This is a genomic window from Nocardia citri, from assembly GCF_054065835.1.
Window position 1 is genome coordinate 287,720 of record NZ_JBSUQM010000007.1, and the last position, 17,919, is coordinate 305,638.

Sequence of the window (17,919 nt, forward strand, 5' to 3'; positions counted from 1 at the left end):
TCGGCGTGGCGCCGGGTCGCACTTCTTCAAACGTCGTGCTTGGGGCCGCCGTAGCCGCGCATCTGGTCGCGCAGTGCGCCGCTGACGGCACTCGAGAGCCAGGAGTTCAAGGAGACTCCGCTGGCGGCGGCGGCCTCCTCGGCCTTGGCCTTCAGCTGCTCGACCATCCGCAGAGTGACCCGGCTGATATCGCCGGTCATCTCCTCGATCGTCGGATGTTCGTGGTCTGTCGTCGGATTCTTGCGGACGTCCACGGTCGCATCGGTGCCCGCCACCGACACGTGAACTGTCCGGTCGCCGAGCGCGGTGCTGACCTCTGCGGCGAGGTCCGATAATGCCGCGAGCAGCGCCAATCGTGCCGAGCTTTCCGTCGCCGCGGCGAGGGCGGCGGCCGTGGCCTGGGTCTTTTCATCACCGAGCGCGGCGGCCGCGATCAGGTCCTCGCGTAGCCGGGCGGTGTATTTGTTCAAATCCATGACAGCATTGTGACGCCATTTATGGCGTCATTCAAGGGCGTATTCGACATCATGATCGGGTACTGGGAGGTGAATCACTCGCCGTGGCAGGCCGTTCGGCGACGACGGTGTCGAGGCTGTTCCCGGGAGCGGGTAGCCTTTCTGACCATGACGAACGGTGAATCGACGCCTACGGAGCTGCGCGCGTCCGGCGCAGTAGGTGTCGCGATGGTGACCCCCTTCGGTGTCGACGGCAAGCTCAATGTCGATGCCGGGGTCACGCTCGCAGCCCGCCTGGTCGACCGCGGCGTCGATTTGCTGGCGATTTCCGGTACCACCGGGGAATCGCCGACGACCACCGAATCGGAGAAGGCGGATCTGTTGCGCGCCGTCGTCGATGCGGTGGGCGACCGCGCCACCGTCATCGCGGGCGCGGGCACCTATGACACCGCGCATTCGATCGAACTCGCTCGCAATGCCCAGCGCGCAGGCGCGCACGGGCTGCTCGTGGTGACCCCCTACTACTCCCGGCCCTCCCAGGACGGCCTGATCGCGCATTTCACCGCCATCGCCGACGCCACCGACCTGCCGGTCACCCTGTACGACATTCCGCCGCGCTCGGTCGTTCCCATTGCCAGCGACACCATCCGCAAACTCGCCGAACACCCGCGCATCGTCGCGGTGAAGGATGCCAAGGGCGATCTGAACGCGGGTGCCGATCTCATCGCGAATACCGATCTGGCCTTCTACTCCGGGGACGATGCGCTGAACCTGCCGTGGCTGTCGGTCGGCGCGACCGGATTCATCAGTGTCATCGGACATCTCGTGCCCGAGCGGCTATGCGCCCTGCTCGACGCCTACACCGCCGGTGACGTGGTGCGTGCCCGCGAGATCAATGCGGGCCTGCTGCCGTTGAACGCCGCGATGGCGCGACTGGGTGGTGTCGCGATGAGTAAGGGCGGACTGCGACTGCTCGGTGTGGATGTCGGCGAACCGCGCCTGCCGCAATTGATGCCGACCACCGAACAGTTCGATGCCCTCGCCGCCGACCTCCGGCTGGCAGGGGTGCTTTCATGAGGAGTAAGCGAATCGGAATCACCGCTTTGTCAGACATGATCGAACCGACGAATAGCGAGGTGCAGTCATGACTGAAGCAGCAGGCCGTCGCCCCCGCCGGGCCGCGACCAGGGCCGCGGGCGCACCCGAACCAGCCGCGCAGCGTCCGGCCGGTACCGAAAAGTCCGATCAGGCAGCGCAATCCGACGTCGGTGACCTATCGCAGTCGGATATCGGGTCCAGACAGCCCGCGCGGGAGCGGGTCGCCGCGAAAAAGGCCGCCGCGAAGGCCCCGGCCGAGCAGCCCCGCAGACAGGGGCGTGGCCGTCAGCAGGGCGGTCGCGGACGCGCTGAACAACCCGTGTCGGCCCCGGTCGAGCGGCTCGGTGCCCCGCCGAAGCTGCCCAAGAACGGTCTGCGAGTCTTCGCTCTCGGCGGTATCGGCGAAATCGGCCGCAATATGACCGTTTTCGAGTACGGCGGCAAACTGCTCATCGTCGACTGCGGTGTGCTGTTCCCGGAGGACCAGCAGCCCGGCGTCGATCTGATCCTGCCCGACTTCCGGCCCATCGAGGACCGGATGGACGATGTCGAAGCCATCGTGCTCACCCACGGCCACGAGGATCACATCGGCGCGGTGCCGTTCCTGCTGCGGCTGCGTCAGGATATCCCGGTCGTCGGTTCGAAATTCACTCTCGCGCTGGTGGCCGCGAAATGCCGCGAGCACCGGCAGCGTCCCAAGCTCGTCGAGGTCATCGAGGGCCAGCACACCACGCACGGCCCGTTCGGCTGCGAATACTTCGCGGTCAACCATTCGATTCCCGACGCCATTGCCGTCGCGATCCGGACGCCCGCCGGCGTCGCGCTGCACACCGGCGATATCAAACTCGATCAGTTGCCGCTGGATGGTCGCCTCACCGACCTGGCCGGCTTCTCCCGTCTCGGCGACGAGGGCGTGGATCTGTTCCTGGTGGACTCCACCAATGCCGAGGTGCCGGGTTTCGTTACGCCGGAGCGCGAAATCGGCGGTGTCCTGGATACGGTGATCGGCAAGGCCAAACATCGGGTGATCGTCGCCTCGTTCGCCAGCCATGTGCATCGCATCCAGCAGGTGGTCGATGTCGCCCAGAAGTACGGGCGGCGAGTGTGTTTCGTCGGTCGATCGATGGTGCGCAATATGGAGATCGCGCAGGAATTGGGCTATCTGACGGTGCCCGATGGTGTGGTCGTCGATCTCGATGTCGCCGCCACCCTGCCCGGCGATCGGCTGGTGCTCATCTCGACCGGCTCGCAGGGCGAGCCGCTCTCGGCGCTGTCGCGGATGGCGCGTGGTGAACACCGCCAGATCAATATCCGCGCCGACGACCTCGTGGTGCTGGCCTCCTCGCTGATTCCCGGCAATGAGAATTCGGTATTCGCCGTGGTGAACGGTCTGGCGCGGCTCGGCGCCACGGTGATCACCCAGCAGAACGCCAAGGTGCACGTCTCCGGACACGCGTCCGCAGGTGAATTGCTGTATTTGTACAACGCGGTGCGCCCGACCAATGCCATGCCGGTACACGGCGAATGGCGGCATCTGCGTGCCAATGCCGCACTGGCCGTGGCGACCGGTGTGCCAGAGGATCGGGTGGTGCTCGCCGAGGACGGCGTCGTGGTGGATCTAGTCGACGGGATCGCCTCGATCGTGGGTCGCGTGCCGGTCGGACATGTCTACGTCGACGGACTCTCGGTCGGTGATGTCGGTGAGTCGACGCTCTCGGATCGGCTGGTGCTCGGCGAGGGCGGATTCATCTCGATCACCCTCGCGGTCGACTCGACGACGGGTAAGGCGGTCAGCACACCCGAGGTGAGCGGGCGCGGATTCTCCGATGATCCGACCGCGCTCGTCGATGCCGCGGAACTCGTCGAGATCGAACTGCTGCGACTGGCCGGTGAGGGTGTGAACGACATCCACCGCATCGCCCAGAGTGTCCGGCGAGTCGTCGGTCGCTGGGTGGCCGAAACCTACCGCCGCCGCCCGATGATCGTGCCGACGGTCATCGGCGTCTGACACCTGCTCGAAACCGCCGGAAGCCGTTGCTATCCGGCGGTTTCGCGTGCTGCTGTCGGCAGGTCGCCCAGTACGGTTCGGCGGATTCGAGGATGCCGCACGCGAAGCCGAGCTCGACGATTTGTCATCGGAGCTGCACGCGGTGACGAGCAGGGCGGTGCGGCCACGGCCGGCCAACCGTGAGTTTCTGGGGACATCGGCCCGATTTCCGGGGCGGCACCCGGCGCGTCCAACGGATTCCGACGCTCGCGCTGGCACCGCATCCGATATGTTCGGCACATGAGCATGGCGCAACGGGAACGTCGGGCACTGGTGGACACGATGTCGGCGGTGGGGCCGGACGCGCCCACCCTGTGCGGCACTTGGCGCGTGCGAGATCTGGCCGCGCACTTGGTAATTCGAGAGCGTCGCCCGGACGCGTCCCCTGGCATCATGCTGAAACCGCTCGCCGGATATCTGGAGTCGGTCCAAGCCAAAGCGACGCTGCGGCCTTTTTCGGAATTGCTGGCCGATGTGAGCTCCGGCCCGCCGTGGTGGTCGCCGCTCAAACCGGTCGATGCCGTCGTCAATCTGACCGAAATGTTCGTCCATCATGAGGATGTGCGGCGCGGCGCACCCGGCTGGGAGCCACGCGAGCTGCCGGCCGCCGACGAGGACAAACTGTGGTCGGCGCTGCGTCGCATGGGGCGGCTGGCCTATCGCAAAGCGCCGGTCACCGTCGAACTCGCCACCCCCGACGGCCGGCGCGCGGTGGTGCACACGCAGTCCGCAACCGCGCAGGTGAGGCTGACCGGCAAGCCCTCGGAACTGCTGCTGCACGCCTTCGGCCGCGATGAGGTCAGGATCGAAACCGCGGGTGATCCCGACGCCGTCCGGACTGTCCTGAGCCTCGATCGATCAATATAACCACGCTGGGGTGAGCTGAAATTCATTCGACTACGGCGGGGCCGACCGAGTTGCGGACGTCCGAGAAGGTCGGTGCTTTCCTACCTCGTCCGTAGGGATCCACGCTGTAGCCTGAGTCCATGGCAGGTAAGTCCCGCAGCTCCACGACCACTCGTGCGCGGGCGGGATCGGCCCGGGGGCGGACCACGGCGACATCTCGTTCGGGCCAGGCTCGCACCACCGGTCAACGTCGCTCGCCCGCACCGCGTAGCCGCACCACACCGGTACGTCGCCCGGTTCGCCGCAAGTCGAATACCGCCCCGCTCGCGGTGATCAGCCGCGGCATCGGCAGCGGCTGGAATATGCTCGCCCGCGGGCTCGGCGCCACCACCCGTGCCGTGAGCCGGGCCGGGGAAATCGAGCACGGTCATCGTCGCGACGGCATCGCGCTCGCCCTCATCGCCGTGAGTGCGGTGATAGCGGCCGCGGTATGGCTTTCGGCGGGGGGACCGATCGGGCACTGGGTCGAGGATGCGATTCGCGCGGTCTCCGGGTCGGCTTCGGCCGGTCTGCCGTTCGTGGCCACCGGAATCGCCATAGTTCTGATGCGGACCGAAGCGCGGCCGGAGATCCGGCCGCGGCTGGTATTGGGCGGATTGCTGATCGGATTGCCGGTCCTCGGTCTGTGGCATATCGCTGCGGGAGCGCCGACCGATGCGCACGGGCGTTCGCGCGCGGCGGGTTTCGTCGGATTCGTGGTCGGCGGACCGCTCACCAACGGCCTCACCGCCTGGCTTTCGGTGCCGATGCTGTTGCTGGCGATCATTTTCGGCGTGCTGCTGGTGACCGGAACCACGGTGCGCGAGGTGCCGCAGCGTTTGCGCGAGTACTTCGGCACCGGCAGTGGTGGCGACGAATACGGTGACTGCGACGGCGAATCCGATTTCGATCCGGCCAACTACGATGCCGACGGATTCCCGGTGCATCGCAAGACCAAGTCGCAGCGGCGCGGTCGCACGCCCGAGGAGAACTACCCGCCCGACGAGTTCGGCGGCTCCGATGCGGCTACCGAGGTCATCGGCGAACCGCCGCTGCGCGATGCGAAACCGATGGCGACAGTGGAGCCCGAAGACAAGCCCAAACCGAAAAAGCGCGCCCCGATCAAGGTCGAGGACCAGACCCCACCGCCGCCGAAGCAGCTGGAATTCATCACCGATCGCGAGGTCGAGGGTGATTACACCCTCCCACCGCTGACACTGCTCACCGACGGCGAGCCGCCCAAGAAGCGCAGTGCCGCCAATGAATCGATGATCGAGGCGATCACCGAGGTGCTGGTGCAGTTCAAGATCGACGCGGCGGTCACCGGATTTGTGCGCGGCCCGACGGTCACCCGCTACGAGGTGGAGCTCGGTCCGGGCGTGAAGGTCGAGAAGATCACCGCGCTGGCCCGCAACATCGCCTATGCCGTTGCCACCGAGAATGTTCGGCTGCTTGCCCCTATTCCGGGTAAGTCGGCGGTCGGTATCGAGGTGCCCAACTCCGATCGCGAACTGGTGCGTCTGGCCGATGTGCTCAAGGCACCCGCGACCCGAAATGACCACCACCCGTTGGTGATCGGCCTCGGCAAAAATATCGAGGGCGAATTCGTCTCGGCGAATCTCGCGAAAATGCCGCATCTGCTGGTCGCGGGTTCGACCGGTTCGGGTAAGTCGAGCTTCGTGAATTCGATGCTGGTATCGCTGCTGGCGCGCTCGACCCCGGACGAGGTCCGGATGATCCTCATAGACCCCAAGATGGTGGAACTCACACCGTACGAGGGCATTCCGCACCTTATTACGCCCATCATCACCCAGCCGAAGAAGGCCGCCGCCGCGCTGGCCTGGCTGGTGGAGGAGATGGAACAGCGCTACCAGGACATGCAGGCCAATAAGGTGCGCCACATCGATGACTTCAACAAGAAGGTCAAGGCGGGTGCCATTACCGCCCCGCTGGGCAGCGAGCGGGTCTACCGACCCTATCCCTACATTCTCGCCATCGTCGACGAGCTCGCCGATCTCATGATGACCGCTCCGCGCGATGTCGAGGACGCGATCGTGCGCATCACCCAGAAGGCGCGCGCCGCGGGTATTCACCTGGTACTCGCGACGCAGCGGCCCTCGGTGGACGTGGTCACCGGACTGATCAAGACCAATGTGCCGTCCCGATTGGCCTTCGCCACTTCGTCATTGACGGATTCGCGAGTCATCCTGGATCAGCCCGGCGCGGAGAAACTGATCGGCATGGGTGACGGACTGTTCCTGCCGATGGGTGCGAACAAGCCGACCCGGTTGCAGGGTGCTTTCATCTCCGATGAGGAGATCCACGCGGTCGTCGACTTCGCCAAGAACCAGGCCGAACCCGAATATCAGGAGGGCGTCACCGCCGCCAAGGCCGGCGAGAAGAAGGACGTCGATCCCGATATCGGCGACGATCTGGATGTCTTCCTTCAGGCCGTGGAACTGGTCGTCACTTCGCAATTCGGCTCGACCTCCATGCTGCAGCGCAAACTGCGCGTCGGCTTCGCCAAGGCGGGTCGTCTGATGGATCTGATGGAAACCCGCGGCGTCGTCGGCCCCAGCGAGGGGTCGAAGGCGCGCGATGTACTCATCAAGCCCGATGAGCTCGACGGGCTGCTGTGGACGATCCGCGGCGGCGGGGACGCGGAGCCGGATAACTCAGGGGAGTGAAAACGATACGGCGGCAGCAATTCTCGCCGTCGGCGGGGGCGGTGGCGTCAGTGCACGCGTGGTGATCTGCGGAATCGGAGTGTCGCACGGTGCCGGGTCGCGGCTATCGAGGACGACCGGCTGGTGTTCGGCATCGAGATGGAGGAGGTGGACAGCCGCATGAGCAGGCTGGGACGGCGATGCTCTGGTGTCACCGGCGGCAGATACATAGCCGCAGTCCTCGAGTCAGGTGCTCCGTCTGTTGCGCTGATGAGCCCTGGTCCACGCAAACCGCGCGCGACTGGTTCCCTCGGCGAGATTCGAACTCGCATCAACCGGATTCTAAGTCCGGTGCCTCTGCCAATTGGGCTACGAGGGAATGGTTTTGGTACCTGTGGGCGGGATCGAACCACCGACCTGCGCCGTCGGAGGATGCCGCTCTGTCCTTTGAGCTACACGGGTTCAAAACCGGTAGGTAGCGGGATTATTCGAATCCAGTAATTCGAAATACGTACTGCCGCGAATTCACTGTGCAGTTATGCGCACGGATCGAGGGACTCGAACCCCCAGCTCACGACTTTGGAGATCGTCGCTCTGCCAGTTGAGCTACATCCGCTGGACAACAAAAGGGGCCGCTCCGTGGCGGATATTTCGCCTGGAGCGGCCCCTTTTCAGGCCTTCTCGAATCGAGACCTCAGGGGCGGCTCCGGGTGCTCGCCTGGCGCGGCCGCGACATCGACCGTCGGGTGCCCGAACGCAATTGCCAGGCACCGGCGAGGAAGCGTAGTCCCTCATCCTTGGTGCTGGTCATTGCCTTTACCTTTCGTGGTTCCGACTACCGGTCCGATTACGTTCTGGATAACGCTAACACCGACAGATGCGATGACGAATCCATTTATGCCCTATCGGCGAGTTGTCGGCGTGCCTGCAGTGGAAGGCGTTGCGGATGCTCGCTCGGCCGCCACTCGCCATATGTGCGGGCGGGCGCTCGTCCCAGTTCGCCTCTTTCGGGACGCGGTAGTGGTCGGGCATGCTCGTGAAGGTGACACGGCGGTCGCCGGACCCGCAGGTGATCATGGTCGCAACTATTCCGCTAGCTGGACAGAACGGGCAAATCGGGCATGATTGCTGTCATGGAACGCATTGCCGACCCGGAGCCCGCATGCACGTAACCGCACTCGAGTGGACCCTGACGATCGCCGTGATCCTGGGTCTGTTCGTCTTCGACTTCTTCGCCCATGTCCGCACACCACACGATCCGACCTTCAAGGAATCCGGCATCTGGTCGGCGATCTATATCGGCCTGGCCGTGGTATTCGGCGGATTCGTCGCCTGGAAGTGGGGCTCGACCTTCGCCGGCGAGTACTACGCGGGCTTCGTCACCGAGAAGGCGCTCTCGGTGGACAATCTGTTCATCTTCGTCATCATCATGTCGAGCTTCGCGATTCCGCGGATCTATCAGCAGAAGGTGCTGCTGATCGGGATCGTGCTGGCGCTGGTCATGCGCGGTGTGTTCATCGCCGTCGGCGCGGCCGCGATCAGCACGTTCAGCTGGGTGTTCTATCTGTTCGGCGGATTCCTGGTCTATACGGCCGTGAAACTGTTGCGCGAGAGCGGACACGAGGTCGAGCAGGAGGACAAGCGCGACAGCCGGATCGTGGCGCTGACCAAGCGGATGCTCCCGACCACCGACGAATACGACGGCGACAAACTGCTGACCCGGATCGACGGTCGGCGCGCGGTCACCCCACTGTTGTTGGCGCTGTTGGCGATCGGATTCGCGGATCTACTGTTCGCGCTGGACTCCATCCCCGCCATCTATGGTCTGACCGAGCAGCCCTACCTCGTGTTCACCGCGAATGCCTTCGCGCTCATGGGTTTACGGCAGCTGTACTTCCTCATCGGCGGCCTGCTGGATCGCCTGATCTACCTGTCCTACGGCCTTTCGGCGATTCTCGCGTTCATCGGCGTCAAACTGGTGCTGCACGCACTGCACGAGAACACCCTGCCATTCGTCAACGGTGGTCAGCACGTCAAGGTACCGGAGATTTCCACACCGGTCTCGCTGAGTATGATTGTCGGGATTCTGCTTATCGCGACCGTGGCGAGCCTGCTCGAGACTCGTGGTGCGGCTCGGCCCGCAGAGAGCCGGGTCGGCGATTAGAACACCCGGTTGTATTCGGGTGCGATCTCGAAGCCACGCCCGGTCGCGTCATTGCGGCAGGTCACTCCGACGGGCTGGGCCTGGCATGTGAAGCCGTACACGCTCAGGCTCGACCCGACCGGCAGCACCGGCTGGTCCGCATTCGGACCGGATGTGGGGCCGACGAACAAGCCCCGGTTTACGCAGAGATATCCGGCGCTCTCGCCTACCGCGAGTGCGGCCGCGCTCGGGTCGATGCTCCAGCAGGCCTGCATCGCCGGCGGCGTGGGCTGGGTCGTGCCCTGGCAGCCCACCGGCCGTTTCGGCTGTCCGAACGGCTCGTCGAGGAAGCCGCACACGAGGCCGCCATCCGCTGTTCGGAAGTAGTAGCCGTCGGCACCGCGGTATTTCGACTGGTCGACCAGGCCCGGTCGCAGCAATGGACGATCCCCGACCGTCAAGTTTGCCGTACTGTCGAAATCGGTCGCCGTCGAGCAGGTGGCGAGTGCGATGGCTGCGACCGACATCGACGCGAAAATCGCGACGGATATGCGCATACGGGGGAGTCTGCGTCGGTCGGCTCGGATTCGCCCGCACCTGCTGCGGCGTGTCGCCGTAAGTTCGCTGACCGCCGAGCGATGACACCCGGCGGGCAACCCGATCGGTCAGGAAGCGAATGGGCCCGTCGCCGGCAGCCACTCCACGGCGCGAACCTCCGCGATGAGGTTCTCGCGGGCGAACGGATCCTGTAGCAGCAGTTCCTTGATGGTGGCCTCGTCCGCGACCTGGAACAGCAGCAGTGCGCCGGAACCGTCCCGGTAGCGGCCACTGCTCAGCAGCGAACCCGCATCGATCAGGCCGCTGAGCCAGGCCCGGTGTTCGGGGCGGAAGGTGTTACGCCCCTCGACGGTGGCGTCGTCGGAGTAGGTGTAATGCACGGCGAAGATGGGCACGATCGATCCGTTCCGGTCAGAGGTTCAACAACATCCGAGTATTGCCGAGGGTGTTCGGTTTCACATAGCTGAGGTCGAGGAATTCGGCGACGCCCGGATCGAAGGTCCGGCACATCTCCGCGTACACCTCGGCGGTCACCGGTGTGCCGTCGATTTCGACGAACCCGTGCCTGCCGAAGAAGTCCACCTCGAAGGTGAGGACGAACAGCCGTCCGAGCTCGAGTTCCCTGGCCACCGCGACCAGCCGTTCCACGATCAGCCGCCCGACACCATGCCCCTTGACATCGGGATGGACCGCGACTGTGCGCACCTCGCCGAGATCGGCCCACAGCACGTGCAGGGCACCGCAGCCGACCACCCGGCCGTCGAGTTCGGCCACCCAGAATTCCTGCACCGCCTCGTAGAGCGTGACCAGGTTCTTCTCCAACAGAATCCGACCGGCGTAGACATCGACGAGGGCCTTGATCTGGGGCACATCGGAGGTTCGGGCGCGTCGCACGAGGGGTAGGGATTCGTGAGCGGCGGCCGCCGCGTCCGGATACGCGTCACTAGTCGAACCACCAAGTGGTCCCCGAGAGGTCATGGGGTGCACAGTAGTCGGCCCGGTTACCGATACTCTGAACGTGTGCCGCACATCCACCCGCTCCGCTCACCGCATCGCCTAGGCATGCGTTCGAGCCTCGTGGCGGCGCATGTCGCGGCCTGCGCGCCGGGGCCGAGTGTCGGCGGGGCGGAGGCTCTGCGGGAGCGTAGTGAGCGAGCCATGTCACTGCCGTGCACGCGCGCGGCGGGGCCGAGTGTCGGCGGGGCGGAGGCTCTGCGGGAGCGTAGCGAGCGAACCATGTCACTGCCGTGCACGCGCGCGGCGGGGCCGAGTGTCGGCGGGGCGGAGGCTCTGCGGGAGCGTAGCGAGCGAACCATGTCACTGCCGTGCACGCGCGCGCCGGAGCCGAGCGCCAGCGAGGCGGAGGCGTGAGCGTGCAGCCCGAAGAGATCGGTCGGCGTTGGGCCGAACCCGCGGTCCGCACCGGACTCGAGCCCGCTCAGTCCGATCCCGTCGTCCCGCTGATGAATATCGCGAATGTGCTGACCATGCTGCGCATCGCGCTGGTTCCGCTATTCGTGTTGGCGCTGTTCGCCGGCGGCGGCCAGCAGACCGGCTGGCGGATCGCGGCCGCCGCACTGTTCGGCGTCGCCGCGATCACCGATCGGTTCGACGGGCAATTGGCACGCAAATACGGTCTGGTCACCGATTTCGGCAAACTCGCCGATCCGATCGCGGATAAGGCGCTGATCGGTTCGGCGGTGATCGGACTTTCGATGCTCGGCGATCTGGCGTGGTGGATCACCCTGGTCATCTGCGGTCGTGAGATCGGAATCACGCTGCTGCGGCTGATCGTGGCGCGGCGTGGGGTGATTCCGGCCGGACGAGGCGGCAAGTTGAAGACGCTGGTGCAGTCTGTCGCGATCGCCGTCCTGCTGTTGCCGCTGCACGGCGGATTCGCCACCGCAGGCATGACATTGATGTACGTGGCCGTCGCGCTGACGGTCATCACCGGCCTCGACTACGTGGGGCAGGCGGCGCGGGTATGGCTCGCGGGAGGTCCGGGCCGGACGCGCGGCGCATGACCGATCCGCTGACAACCGGAGCGCCCGTCGTCGAATTGGTGCGCGAACTAGGTGCCGCGCGACAGACCGTGGCGACCGCGGAATCACTGACTGCGGGACTGCTCGCGGCGACCATCGCCGGAGTGCCCGGTGCCAGCGCGGTGCTACGCGGCGGTTTGGTCGTCTACGCGACCGAACTCAAACATCGCCTCGCCGGTGTCAGTAACGAAGTACTAGCGACCGAGGGACCGGTCGCCGCGAGCACCGCAGCAGAGTTGGCCGTCGGTGCGCGACTGCGCTGCGGTGCGGATTGGGGAATCGGATTGACCGGCGTTGCCGGACCCGAATCCCAGGGTGGACATGCGGTCGGCACGGTATTCCTGGGACTGGCCGGGCCCGGGCATACCGAGGTCATGCGGCTGAAACTGGACGGTGACCGGTGGGCGATCCGAATCGGCGCTACTCACAGCGCGGTACGGGAATTGCGTCGTATCGTGGGAGGCGACCGCTAGCGACTGCTTGCAGGTCGGTCGAATGGGTCAGTTGGGCCGGGTGCTTCGGTACCTGGTTCGGCACCGCGGGAACCTACCGGCCTCTGTTCGTCGTTGTGCCAGAAAGGACGGCGTGCGCAGCGCTGGCAGGCGCCCTGCGGACCGGTTACTGGGAGCTAAGGAGAACGACATGACGCTGCTGCGAGAGGCGATCGGGGACAGTTTGCGGCGTGCTCGTCTCGCCCAGAGCCGGACCCTGCGTGAGGTCTCCACCTCGGCGCGCGTGAGCCTGGGATATCTGTCGGAGGTCGAGCGTGGCCGCAAAGAGGCATCCAGCGAACTGCTCGCCGCCATCTGCGCGGCTCTGGATGTGCCGCTGTCGCGGGTGCTCTGGGATGTGAGCACGATCATGGCCGGTGCCGATGGCCTGCCCGCCGAGGCGCCCGCCCAGACCGTCGATGCGCCCGAGGCGGAGCGGACCGCCGCGGCCGAGTCCGCCGAGGCCACGCCGGAGCCCGCGACCGCGACGATGTCGGTGGCCGGTGCCCGCCCGCAAATCGCCGAGGACACCCGGATCGTCATTCCGGCGCCCAAGGCCGACATGCTGGTCCTGGTGAAAAGCAACTGATCGACGGAGCAGAGATGGCGTCCGCGGCCGACGCTGCGAATCGGTGCCGAAAACGGATAGATTCTGTACTAGGCGTCGGTTGGGCCGGGTTCGCCCGGCCCAGGTGCCACATGGTGGAGGATAGGCACATATCGCGTGCGTGACGGTCGCGCACTAGAGTCGCGGTAAAGCGCGGCGCATCTTATGGAGGCGGGATCAATCGATGGCTAATCCGTTCGTCAAGGCCTGGAAATATCTGATGGCCCTCTTCGATTCGAAGATCGAGGAGCATGCGGATCCGAAGGTCCAGATCCAGCAGGCTATCGAGGAAGCTCAGCGTCAGCATCAGGCCCTCTCGCAGCAGGCCGCATCGGTCATCGGTAACCAGCGGCAGCTGGAGATGAAGCTGAACCGTCAGCTCGACGATGTCGAGAAGCTCAATGCCAACGCGCGCCAGGCCGTCATGCTGGCCGATCAGGCCGCCGCGGCCGGTGATACCGAGAAGGCGATTCAGTACACCAACGCCGCCGAGGCATTCGCGGCGCAGTTGGTCACCGCCGAGCAGGCCGTCGAGGATCTCAAGGTGCTGCACGACCAGTCGCTGCAGGCGGCGGCGCAGGCCAAGAAGGCGGTCGAGCAGAACGCGATGTTGTTGCAGCAGAAGGTCGCCGAGCGCACCAAGCTGCTCAGCCAGCTGGAGCAGGCCAAGATGCAGGAGCAGGTCTCCGCATCGCTGCAGCAGATGGATTCGACGCTGTCCGCGCCCGGCACCACGCCGAGCCTGGATGCCGTGCGCGAGAAGATCGAGCGTCGCTACGCGAATGCGCTGGGCGCCGCCGAACTCGCGGGCAATTCGGTGCAGGGGCGGATGCTCGAGGTGCAGCAGGCCAGCATCCAGATGGCCGGACACAGCAAGCTGGAGCAGATCCGTGCCTCGATGCGCGGCGATGCGCTGCCCGCCGGTGGCGCGACCGCGCCGGCGATCGGTCCGGGTGCGGCGCAGGCGAATCCGGCGCAGCCGCAGCCACAGATGCACAAGGGCCAGACCGCGCAGCAGTAGCGCCGTCGTTCGAAGTAGATACTGTTCTGCGAGGACTGGTTCGGTGGAAGTGATGGCACGGGTACCTGGTGGGTCGGCCGTCGGTCATGCTCGGGCCCTGCCTGTCCGTCCACCGCTGGTCGCGACGCCGAACGCGTGCCCTGAAGGAGAGCGATGAGCCCGCAGGGACCTCGCGAACAAGGTAAGGGTGGTCGTCGTCGCGGTGTGGCGCTGGTGCGCGCACAGGCGGTTCTGGCACCACAGCCGGGGAGCTTGCCCGACAACCTGCGCGAGGTCGGCGAGCATGCGCTGGTGGCCGTACGGCGCTGGGCGGATCCGCGCGAGCGGGAGTTACGCAAGCGTCGCCGGGCCCGTCGGCGTAGTTTCCAACTGGGCGCGGTCGGCGGTCTCACCACTGCGGGAACCGTTGGGCTGATGGTGATTTCGGCACCGGTATGGGCCGTGGTCGTGGTCGCCGGGGGAGCGGTGGCGCTGGTTACCGGCACCGCATTGAGCGCCCGCCGCTACCTTCAAATGCGAAGCGCGCCGCTGCCGCTTGCCGCCTTCGTTCCGCGCAAACAACCACCGCCGTGGTCCTGTGCGCGTGGACCGATTTCTCGTCTGGTTCGTGCGGAAAAGGCCTTACACGGCCTCGGCACGCAGATCGCCCGCTCGAATCGGCTCCCCGAAGACGAAATCGCCGACATGATCGAAACCGCGGGCTCGGGCGCAGCCGCATTGCATGCGCTGGCCGCCGATATCACCGCGATGGAGCAGGCATTCGGTGCCATGGGCCGCTCGAAATCCGCTGCCGCCGTCGGGCTTACCGAGAATATGCAATTCGCGCTCGGCCGCCTCGATAGCGGCGTCGCCGAATACGAACAGGTGGTCGCCGCGGCGGCACGGATTCTCGCGGTTCCCGAAAGTGCGGTACTGCGGCACAATTTCGACACCATTGTCGCCGATCTGCGGGACGCGGCGGATCGCCTCGACGGGTGGGCACAGGCCCTCACCGAGGTAGCCGACCGGCACATGCCCACTTCGCCTCCCACACAGGGGATTTGACCGGCGAAGGTGACGATCTTCGACTCTGGCGGGGCGTCGCGGTGCGGGTCGTGCACGCGTACACACTCCCGGTGCCACTGGTGAGTACCTTGCGGTGGCTCGTCGCCCTCGATGGCCTGTTCGCCTTCCAATACGGCTATGTCACCAAACCCGGGCTGAACGTCTGAGCCACCGCCCAAACCCGGCTGACCATGCGTGATGGTCTTGCCGGGGTTCCGCCGCCCGGGCCCCGATCAGCCGATGCGCAACCGATGGTTGCATTACTGCGGATGGTCGACTAGCGTGATGTGCAACCAATCGTTGCATATGAAGGGGAGAATATGGAGTACGGCAGCATCGAACGCGAGATCCATGTCGACGCCTCACCCGAGGTGGTCTTCGAGGTAGTCAGCAGCCCGGAACACATTTCCGAATGGTGGTCCGACGCGGCCGATTTCGATGCGACTCCCGGCGCGGTCGGTGAGCTCGTCTTCGGCGATCGGGAACATGTCGCTCCGATCACGGTCGTGACCGTCGAGCGGCCCCGACTGTTCTCGTTCCGCTGGTGCTATCCAGAAGGCTCGGCCGACCTCGCCGACTCGCTACTGGTCACCTTCGAGCTCACTCCGTCGGGCGCGGGTACCAGGATTCGGCTCACTGAGACCGGGTTCCGCGAGATGGGTTGGGAGGCAGCGAAGTTGGCGGAGGTCTACAGCGATCACGCCGCTGGTTGGGACAGGTTCGTTCCGCAACTCGGGCAGTACATCGCGCGGTTGGTGTCGACCCGGTGACCACTACCGTCGACGACGACCTGTGGTCCGCGGTCGGAGATCCGACCCGTCGGCGGATGCTCGACCTGCTCCTGGCGGCCGGCGATGGTACGGCCACCAGCCTCAGTGAGCAGCTGCCGGTGACACGGCAGGCCATCGCGAAACATCTGGGTGTGCTCGACCGCGTCGGTCTGGTGCATGCCACGCCCGCCGGGCGGGAGCGCAGGTACCGGGTGGATGAGGCACAGCTGGCCCGCGCGGTCGCGCAGTTGTCCTCGGTCGGGGCGGCGTGGGATGCCAGGCTCCGGCGCATCAAGCGGATCGCCGAGGCGATTCAGCGCACAAAAGATCAGCAGCAGTGAAAAACCGACACTGGAAAGAGGATTCGAAAATGGTGGATATCTTGCACAGGATCGCGGTCAAAGCGCCGACGGCCCAGGTCTATTCAGCCCTGACCACCGTCGACGGGCTGGCCGGTTGGTGGGCGACCAACACTACGGGCAAAGGCAGCGACGTCGGCGACGTGCTCGAATTCCGTTTCGTTGCCGGTGGATTCGATATCAAGGTCCTCGAACTCGACGCGGACCGGCACGTGCTGTGGGAAGTGGTCGAGGGTCCTGAAGAATGGGTCGGCACCCACGTGGATTGGAGCCTGCAACAGGTAGACGACTATACCGTCGTGCTCTTCAACCACGAAGGCTGGAAGGAGCCGGTGGAATTCATGCACCATTGCAGCACCAAGTGGGCGGTCTTCCTGCTGAGCCTGAAGTCGCTGGTGGAGACCGGAAAAGGTGCGCCGGACCCGCACGACGTCAAGATCGACAACTGGAACTGACGCCCCGAGCCCCGGGGCCCAAAATCGGACAGACGCTCACCATGTATTGGTGGCGCAGGTCTCTCGGGCCGATTGCCGCCACAGATACCAGGTGAGCATTTGACCAGCACCTTCTCAGTGGCGTGCGGTGGGTCAGGAGTGGATGGTGTGTTCGGCGATGGTCCAGGCGCGGGCCTGGTCGCTGAGGGTGATGCCTAGGCCGGGGCGTCCGGAGAGGTGCATGCGGCCGTCGCTGATGTCGAGGCGTTCGTTGAAGAGGGGGTCGAACCATTCGAAGTGTTCGACCCAGGGTTGTCTGGGATAGGCGGCGGCGAGGTGGATATGGATTTCCATCGCGAAATGTGGTGCCATTTGTAGGTTTTGGCTGTCGGCCAGGGCCATCACCTTCAGGAATTGGGTGATGCCGCCGACCCGTGGTGCGTCCGGCTGCACGATGTCGGCGCCGTGGGCAGCGATGAGTTGGGTGTGTTCGGCGACGCTGGTGAGCATTTCACCGGTGGCGATGGCGGTGTCGAACGTGGCGCTGAGTTGGGCGTGGCCGTCGAAGTCGTAAGCGTCGAGGGGTTCTTCGATCCACACCAACCCGAATGGTTCGAAGGCCCGGCACATACGGCGGGCGGTGGGGCGGTCCCACTGCTGGTTGGCATCGACCATCAACGGCACACGGTCGCCGAGCTTTTCGCGCACGGCGGTGAGACGGGCGAGGTCGACGGCGTTGTCGGGGTGTCCGACCTTGATTTTGATGCCGCCGATGCCGTGTTCCAGCGATGCCGTGGCACGGTCGACGACCTCTTCGATCGAGGCGTGCAGGAACCCGCCGGACGTGTTGTAGCAGCGCACCGAATCGCGGTGGGCGCCGAGTAGTTTCGCCAGCGGCAACCCGGCACGCTTGGCCTTCAGATCCCACAGGGCGACATCGAAGGCGGCGATCGCCTGCACCGACAGCCCACTGCGGCCGACCGACGCGCCCGCCCACATGAGTTTGTCCCAGATCTTGGCGATATCGCTGGGGTCCGCACCCAGCAGCACGGGCGCTATCTCGCGGGCATGTGCGAACTGGCCGGGCCCGCCCGCGCGCTTGGAGTAGCTGATGCCGATGCCTTCGAGTCCGGCCTCGGTGGTGATCTCGGCGACGAGCACGGCCACTTCGGTCATGGGTTTCTGCCGACCGGTCAGCACCTTGGCATCGCTGATGCCGGTGGGCAGGGGCACGGTGACCGAGGAGATCTTGACGCCGGTGATTCGGTCGCGAATGGGGGAGTCCATGGTGGGGGTCTT

Annotated in this window: 19 protein-coding genes and 2 tRNA genes; 14 read left to right on the forward strand and 7 right to left on the reverse strand. The window is 65.6% G+C overall.

Going from position 1 to position 17,919, the window contains the following annotated elements:
- Positions 1-26: 26 nt before the first annotated feature.
- Complete coding sequence (locus ACW2Q0_RS14015; RefSeq protein WP_457189990.1) at positions 27-476, reverse strand: toxin-antitoxin system HicB family antitoxin; 450 nt, start codon at positions 474-476, stop codon at positions 27-29.
- 147 nt (positions 477-623) lie between these two features.
- On the opposite strand from ACW2Q0_RS14015, the gene dapA reads away from it, so the two are divergent.
- The 4 genes from dapA (at position 624) to ACW2Q0_RS14035 (ending at position 7,172) form a co-directional block, all read left to right on the forward strand.
- Positions 624-1,532: a 4-hydroxy-tetrahydrodipicolinate synthase gene (gene dapA / locus ACW2Q0_RS14020; protein WP_457189992.1), complete on the forward strand. Its 909-nt coding sequence runs from the start codon at positions 624-626 to the stop codon at positions 1,530-1,532.
- A gap of 67 nt (positions 1,533-1,599) precedes the next feature.
- Positions 1,600-3,561 carry a ribonuclease J gene (locus ACW2Q0_RS14025; protein WP_457189994.1) on the forward strand — a complete coding sequence of 654 codons (1,962 nt, stop codon included), beginning with the start codon at positions 1,600-1,602 and terminating at the stop codon, positions 3,559-3,561.
- Between the two features lie 279 nt (positions 3,562-3,840).
- Positions 3,841-4,467, forward strand: a complete 627-nt coding sequence (locus tag ACW2Q0_RS14030; RefSeq protein ID WP_457189996.1) for a TIGR03085 family metal-binding protein — start codon at positions 3,841-3,843, stop codon at positions 4,465-4,467.
- 119 nt (positions 4,468-4,586) lie between these two features.
- Positions 4,587-7,172, forward strand: coding sequence for a DNA translocase FtsK (locus ACW2Q0_RS14035; RefSeq protein ID WP_457189998.1), 2,586 nt, complete (start codon positions 4,587-4,589; stop codon positions 7,170-7,172).
- Between the two features lie 281 nt (positions 7,173-7,453).
- Here the strand turns inward: ACW2Q0_RS14035 and ACW2Q0_RS14040 are convergent.
- Both ACW2Q0_RS14040 and ACW2Q0_RS14045 read right to left on the reverse strand, forming a co-directional pair.
- A tRNA-Leu gene (locus ACW2Q0_RS14040) sits at positions 7,454-7,530 on the reverse strand.
- Positions 7,531-7,694: 164 nt separating this feature from the next.
- A tRNA-Trp gene (locus ACW2Q0_RS14045) sits at positions 7,695-7,767 on the reverse strand.
- A 546-nt stretch (positions 7,768-8,313) separates the two neighbouring features.
- On the opposite strand from ACW2Q0_RS14045, the gene ACW2Q0_RS14050 reads away from it, so the two are divergent.
- The gene (locus tag ACW2Q0_RS14050) at positions 8,314-9,315 is read left to right on the forward strand and encodes a TerC family protein (protein WP_457190000.1); all 1,002 of its coding nucleotides are present in this window, start codon (positions 8,314-8,316) and stop codon (positions 9,313-9,315) included.
- Here ACW2Q0_RS14050 and ACW2Q0_RS14055 read toward each other — a convergent pair.
- The 3 genes from ACW2Q0_RS14055 to ACW2Q0_RS14065 form a co-directional block, all read right to left on the reverse strand.
- Positions 9,312-9,851 carry a hypothetical protein gene (locus ACW2Q0_RS14055; RefSeq protein WP_457190002.1) on the reverse strand — a complete coding sequence of 180 codons (540 nt, stop codon included), beginning with the start codon at positions 9,849-9,851 and terminating at the stop codon, positions 9,312-9,314. The two genes, ACW2Q0_RS14050 and ACW2Q0_RS14055, sit on opposite strands and share 4 nt — an antisense overlap.
- Positions 9,852-9,959: 108 nt before the next feature.
- Positions 9,960-10,247 (reverse strand): YciI family protein, encoded by a 288-nt coding sequence (locus ACW2Q0_RS14060; RefSeq protein ID WP_457190004.1) that lies wholly within the window; start codon positions 10,245-10,247, stop codon positions 9,960-9,962.
- 16 nt (positions 10,248-10,263) lie between these two features.
- Positions 10,264-10,830 (reverse strand): amino-acid N-acetyltransferase, encoded by a 567-nt coding sequence (locus tag ACW2Q0_RS14065; protein WP_457190007.1) that lies wholly within the window; start codon positions 10,828-10,830, stop codon positions 10,264-10,266.
- Positions 10,831-11,219: 389 nt separating this feature from the next.
- Here ACW2Q0_RS14065 and pgsA point away from each other — a divergent pair, with 389 nt between their 5' ends.
- The 9 genes from pgsA (at position 11,220) to ACW2Q0_RS14110 (ending at position 16,641) form a co-directional block, all read left to right on the forward strand.
- The gene (pgsA, locus tag ACW2Q0_RS14070; RefSeq protein WP_457190009.1) at positions 11,220-11,876 is read left to right on the forward strand and encodes a CDP-diacylglycerol--glycerol-3-phosphate 3-phosphatidyltransferase; all 657 of its coding nucleotides are present in this window, start codon (positions 11,220-11,222) and stop codon (positions 11,874-11,876) included.
- Complete coding sequence (locus tag ACW2Q0_RS14075; RefSeq protein ID WP_457190011.1) at positions 11,873-12,367, forward strand: CinA family protein; 495 nt, start codon at positions 11,873-11,875, stop codon at positions 12,365-12,367. Before pgsA ends, ACW2Q0_RS14075 begins: the two co-directional genes overlap by 4 nt.
- 169 nt (positions 12,368-12,536) lie before the next feature.
- Positions 12,537-12,974 (forward strand): helix-turn-helix domain-containing protein, encoded by a 438-nt coding sequence (locus ACW2Q0_RS14080; RefSeq protein WP_457190013.1) that lies wholly within the window; start codon positions 12,537-12,539, stop codon positions 12,972-12,974.
- Positions 12,975-13,176: 202 nt separating this feature from the next.
- On the forward strand, positions 13,177-14,013 hold the full coding sequence (pspA, locus tag ACW2Q0_RS14085) for a phage shock protein PspA (RefSeq protein ID WP_457190015.1): 837 nt from the start codon (positions 13,177-13,179) through the stop codon (positions 14,011-14,013).
- 153 nt (positions 14,014-14,166) lie between these two features.
- Positions 14,167-15,057: a phage shock envelope stress response protein PspM gene (gene pspM, locus ACW2Q0_RS14090; protein ID WP_457190017.1), complete on the forward strand. Its 891-nt coding sequence runs from the start codon at positions 14,167-14,169 to the stop codon at positions 15,055-15,057.
- A complete protein-coding gene (locus ACW2Q0_RS14095; protein ID WP_457190019.1) occupies positions 15,054-15,224 on the forward strand; it encodes a hypothetical protein in 171 nt (56 codons plus the stop codon). Before pspM ends, ACW2Q0_RS14095 begins: the two co-directional genes overlap by 4 nt.
- A 153-nt stretch (positions 15,225-15,377) precedes the next feature.
- Positions 15,378-15,827 (forward strand): SRPBCC family protein, encoded by a 450-nt coding sequence (locus ACW2Q0_RS14100; protein WP_457190021.1) that lies wholly within the window; start codon positions 15,378-15,380, stop codon positions 15,825-15,827.
- On the forward strand, positions 15,824-16,168 hold the full coding sequence (locus ACW2Q0_RS14105; protein ID WP_457190023.1) for an ArsR/SmtB family transcription factor: 345 nt from the start codon (positions 15,824-15,826) through the stop codon (positions 16,166-16,168). The genes ACW2Q0_RS14100 and ACW2Q0_RS14105 overlap by 4 nt, the downstream gene beginning before the upstream one ends.
- A 29-nt stretch (positions 16,169-16,197) precedes the next feature.
- Positions 16,198-16,641 (forward strand): SRPBCC family protein, encoded by a 444-nt coding sequence (locus tag ACW2Q0_RS14110; RefSeq protein ID WP_457190025.1) that lies wholly within the window; start codon positions 16,198-16,200, stop codon positions 16,639-16,641.
- A 132-nt stretch (positions 16,642-16,773) separates the two neighbouring features.
- On the opposite strand, the gene ACW2Q0_RS14115 is transcribed toward ACW2Q0_RS14110, so the two are convergent.
- Positions 16,774-17,907: an L-talarate/galactarate dehydratase gene (locus ACW2Q0_RS14115; protein WP_457190027.1), complete on the reverse strand. Its 1,134-nt coding sequence runs from the start codon at positions 17,905-17,907 to the stop codon at positions 16,774-16,776.
- Positions 17,908-17,919: the final 12 nt, after the last annotated feature.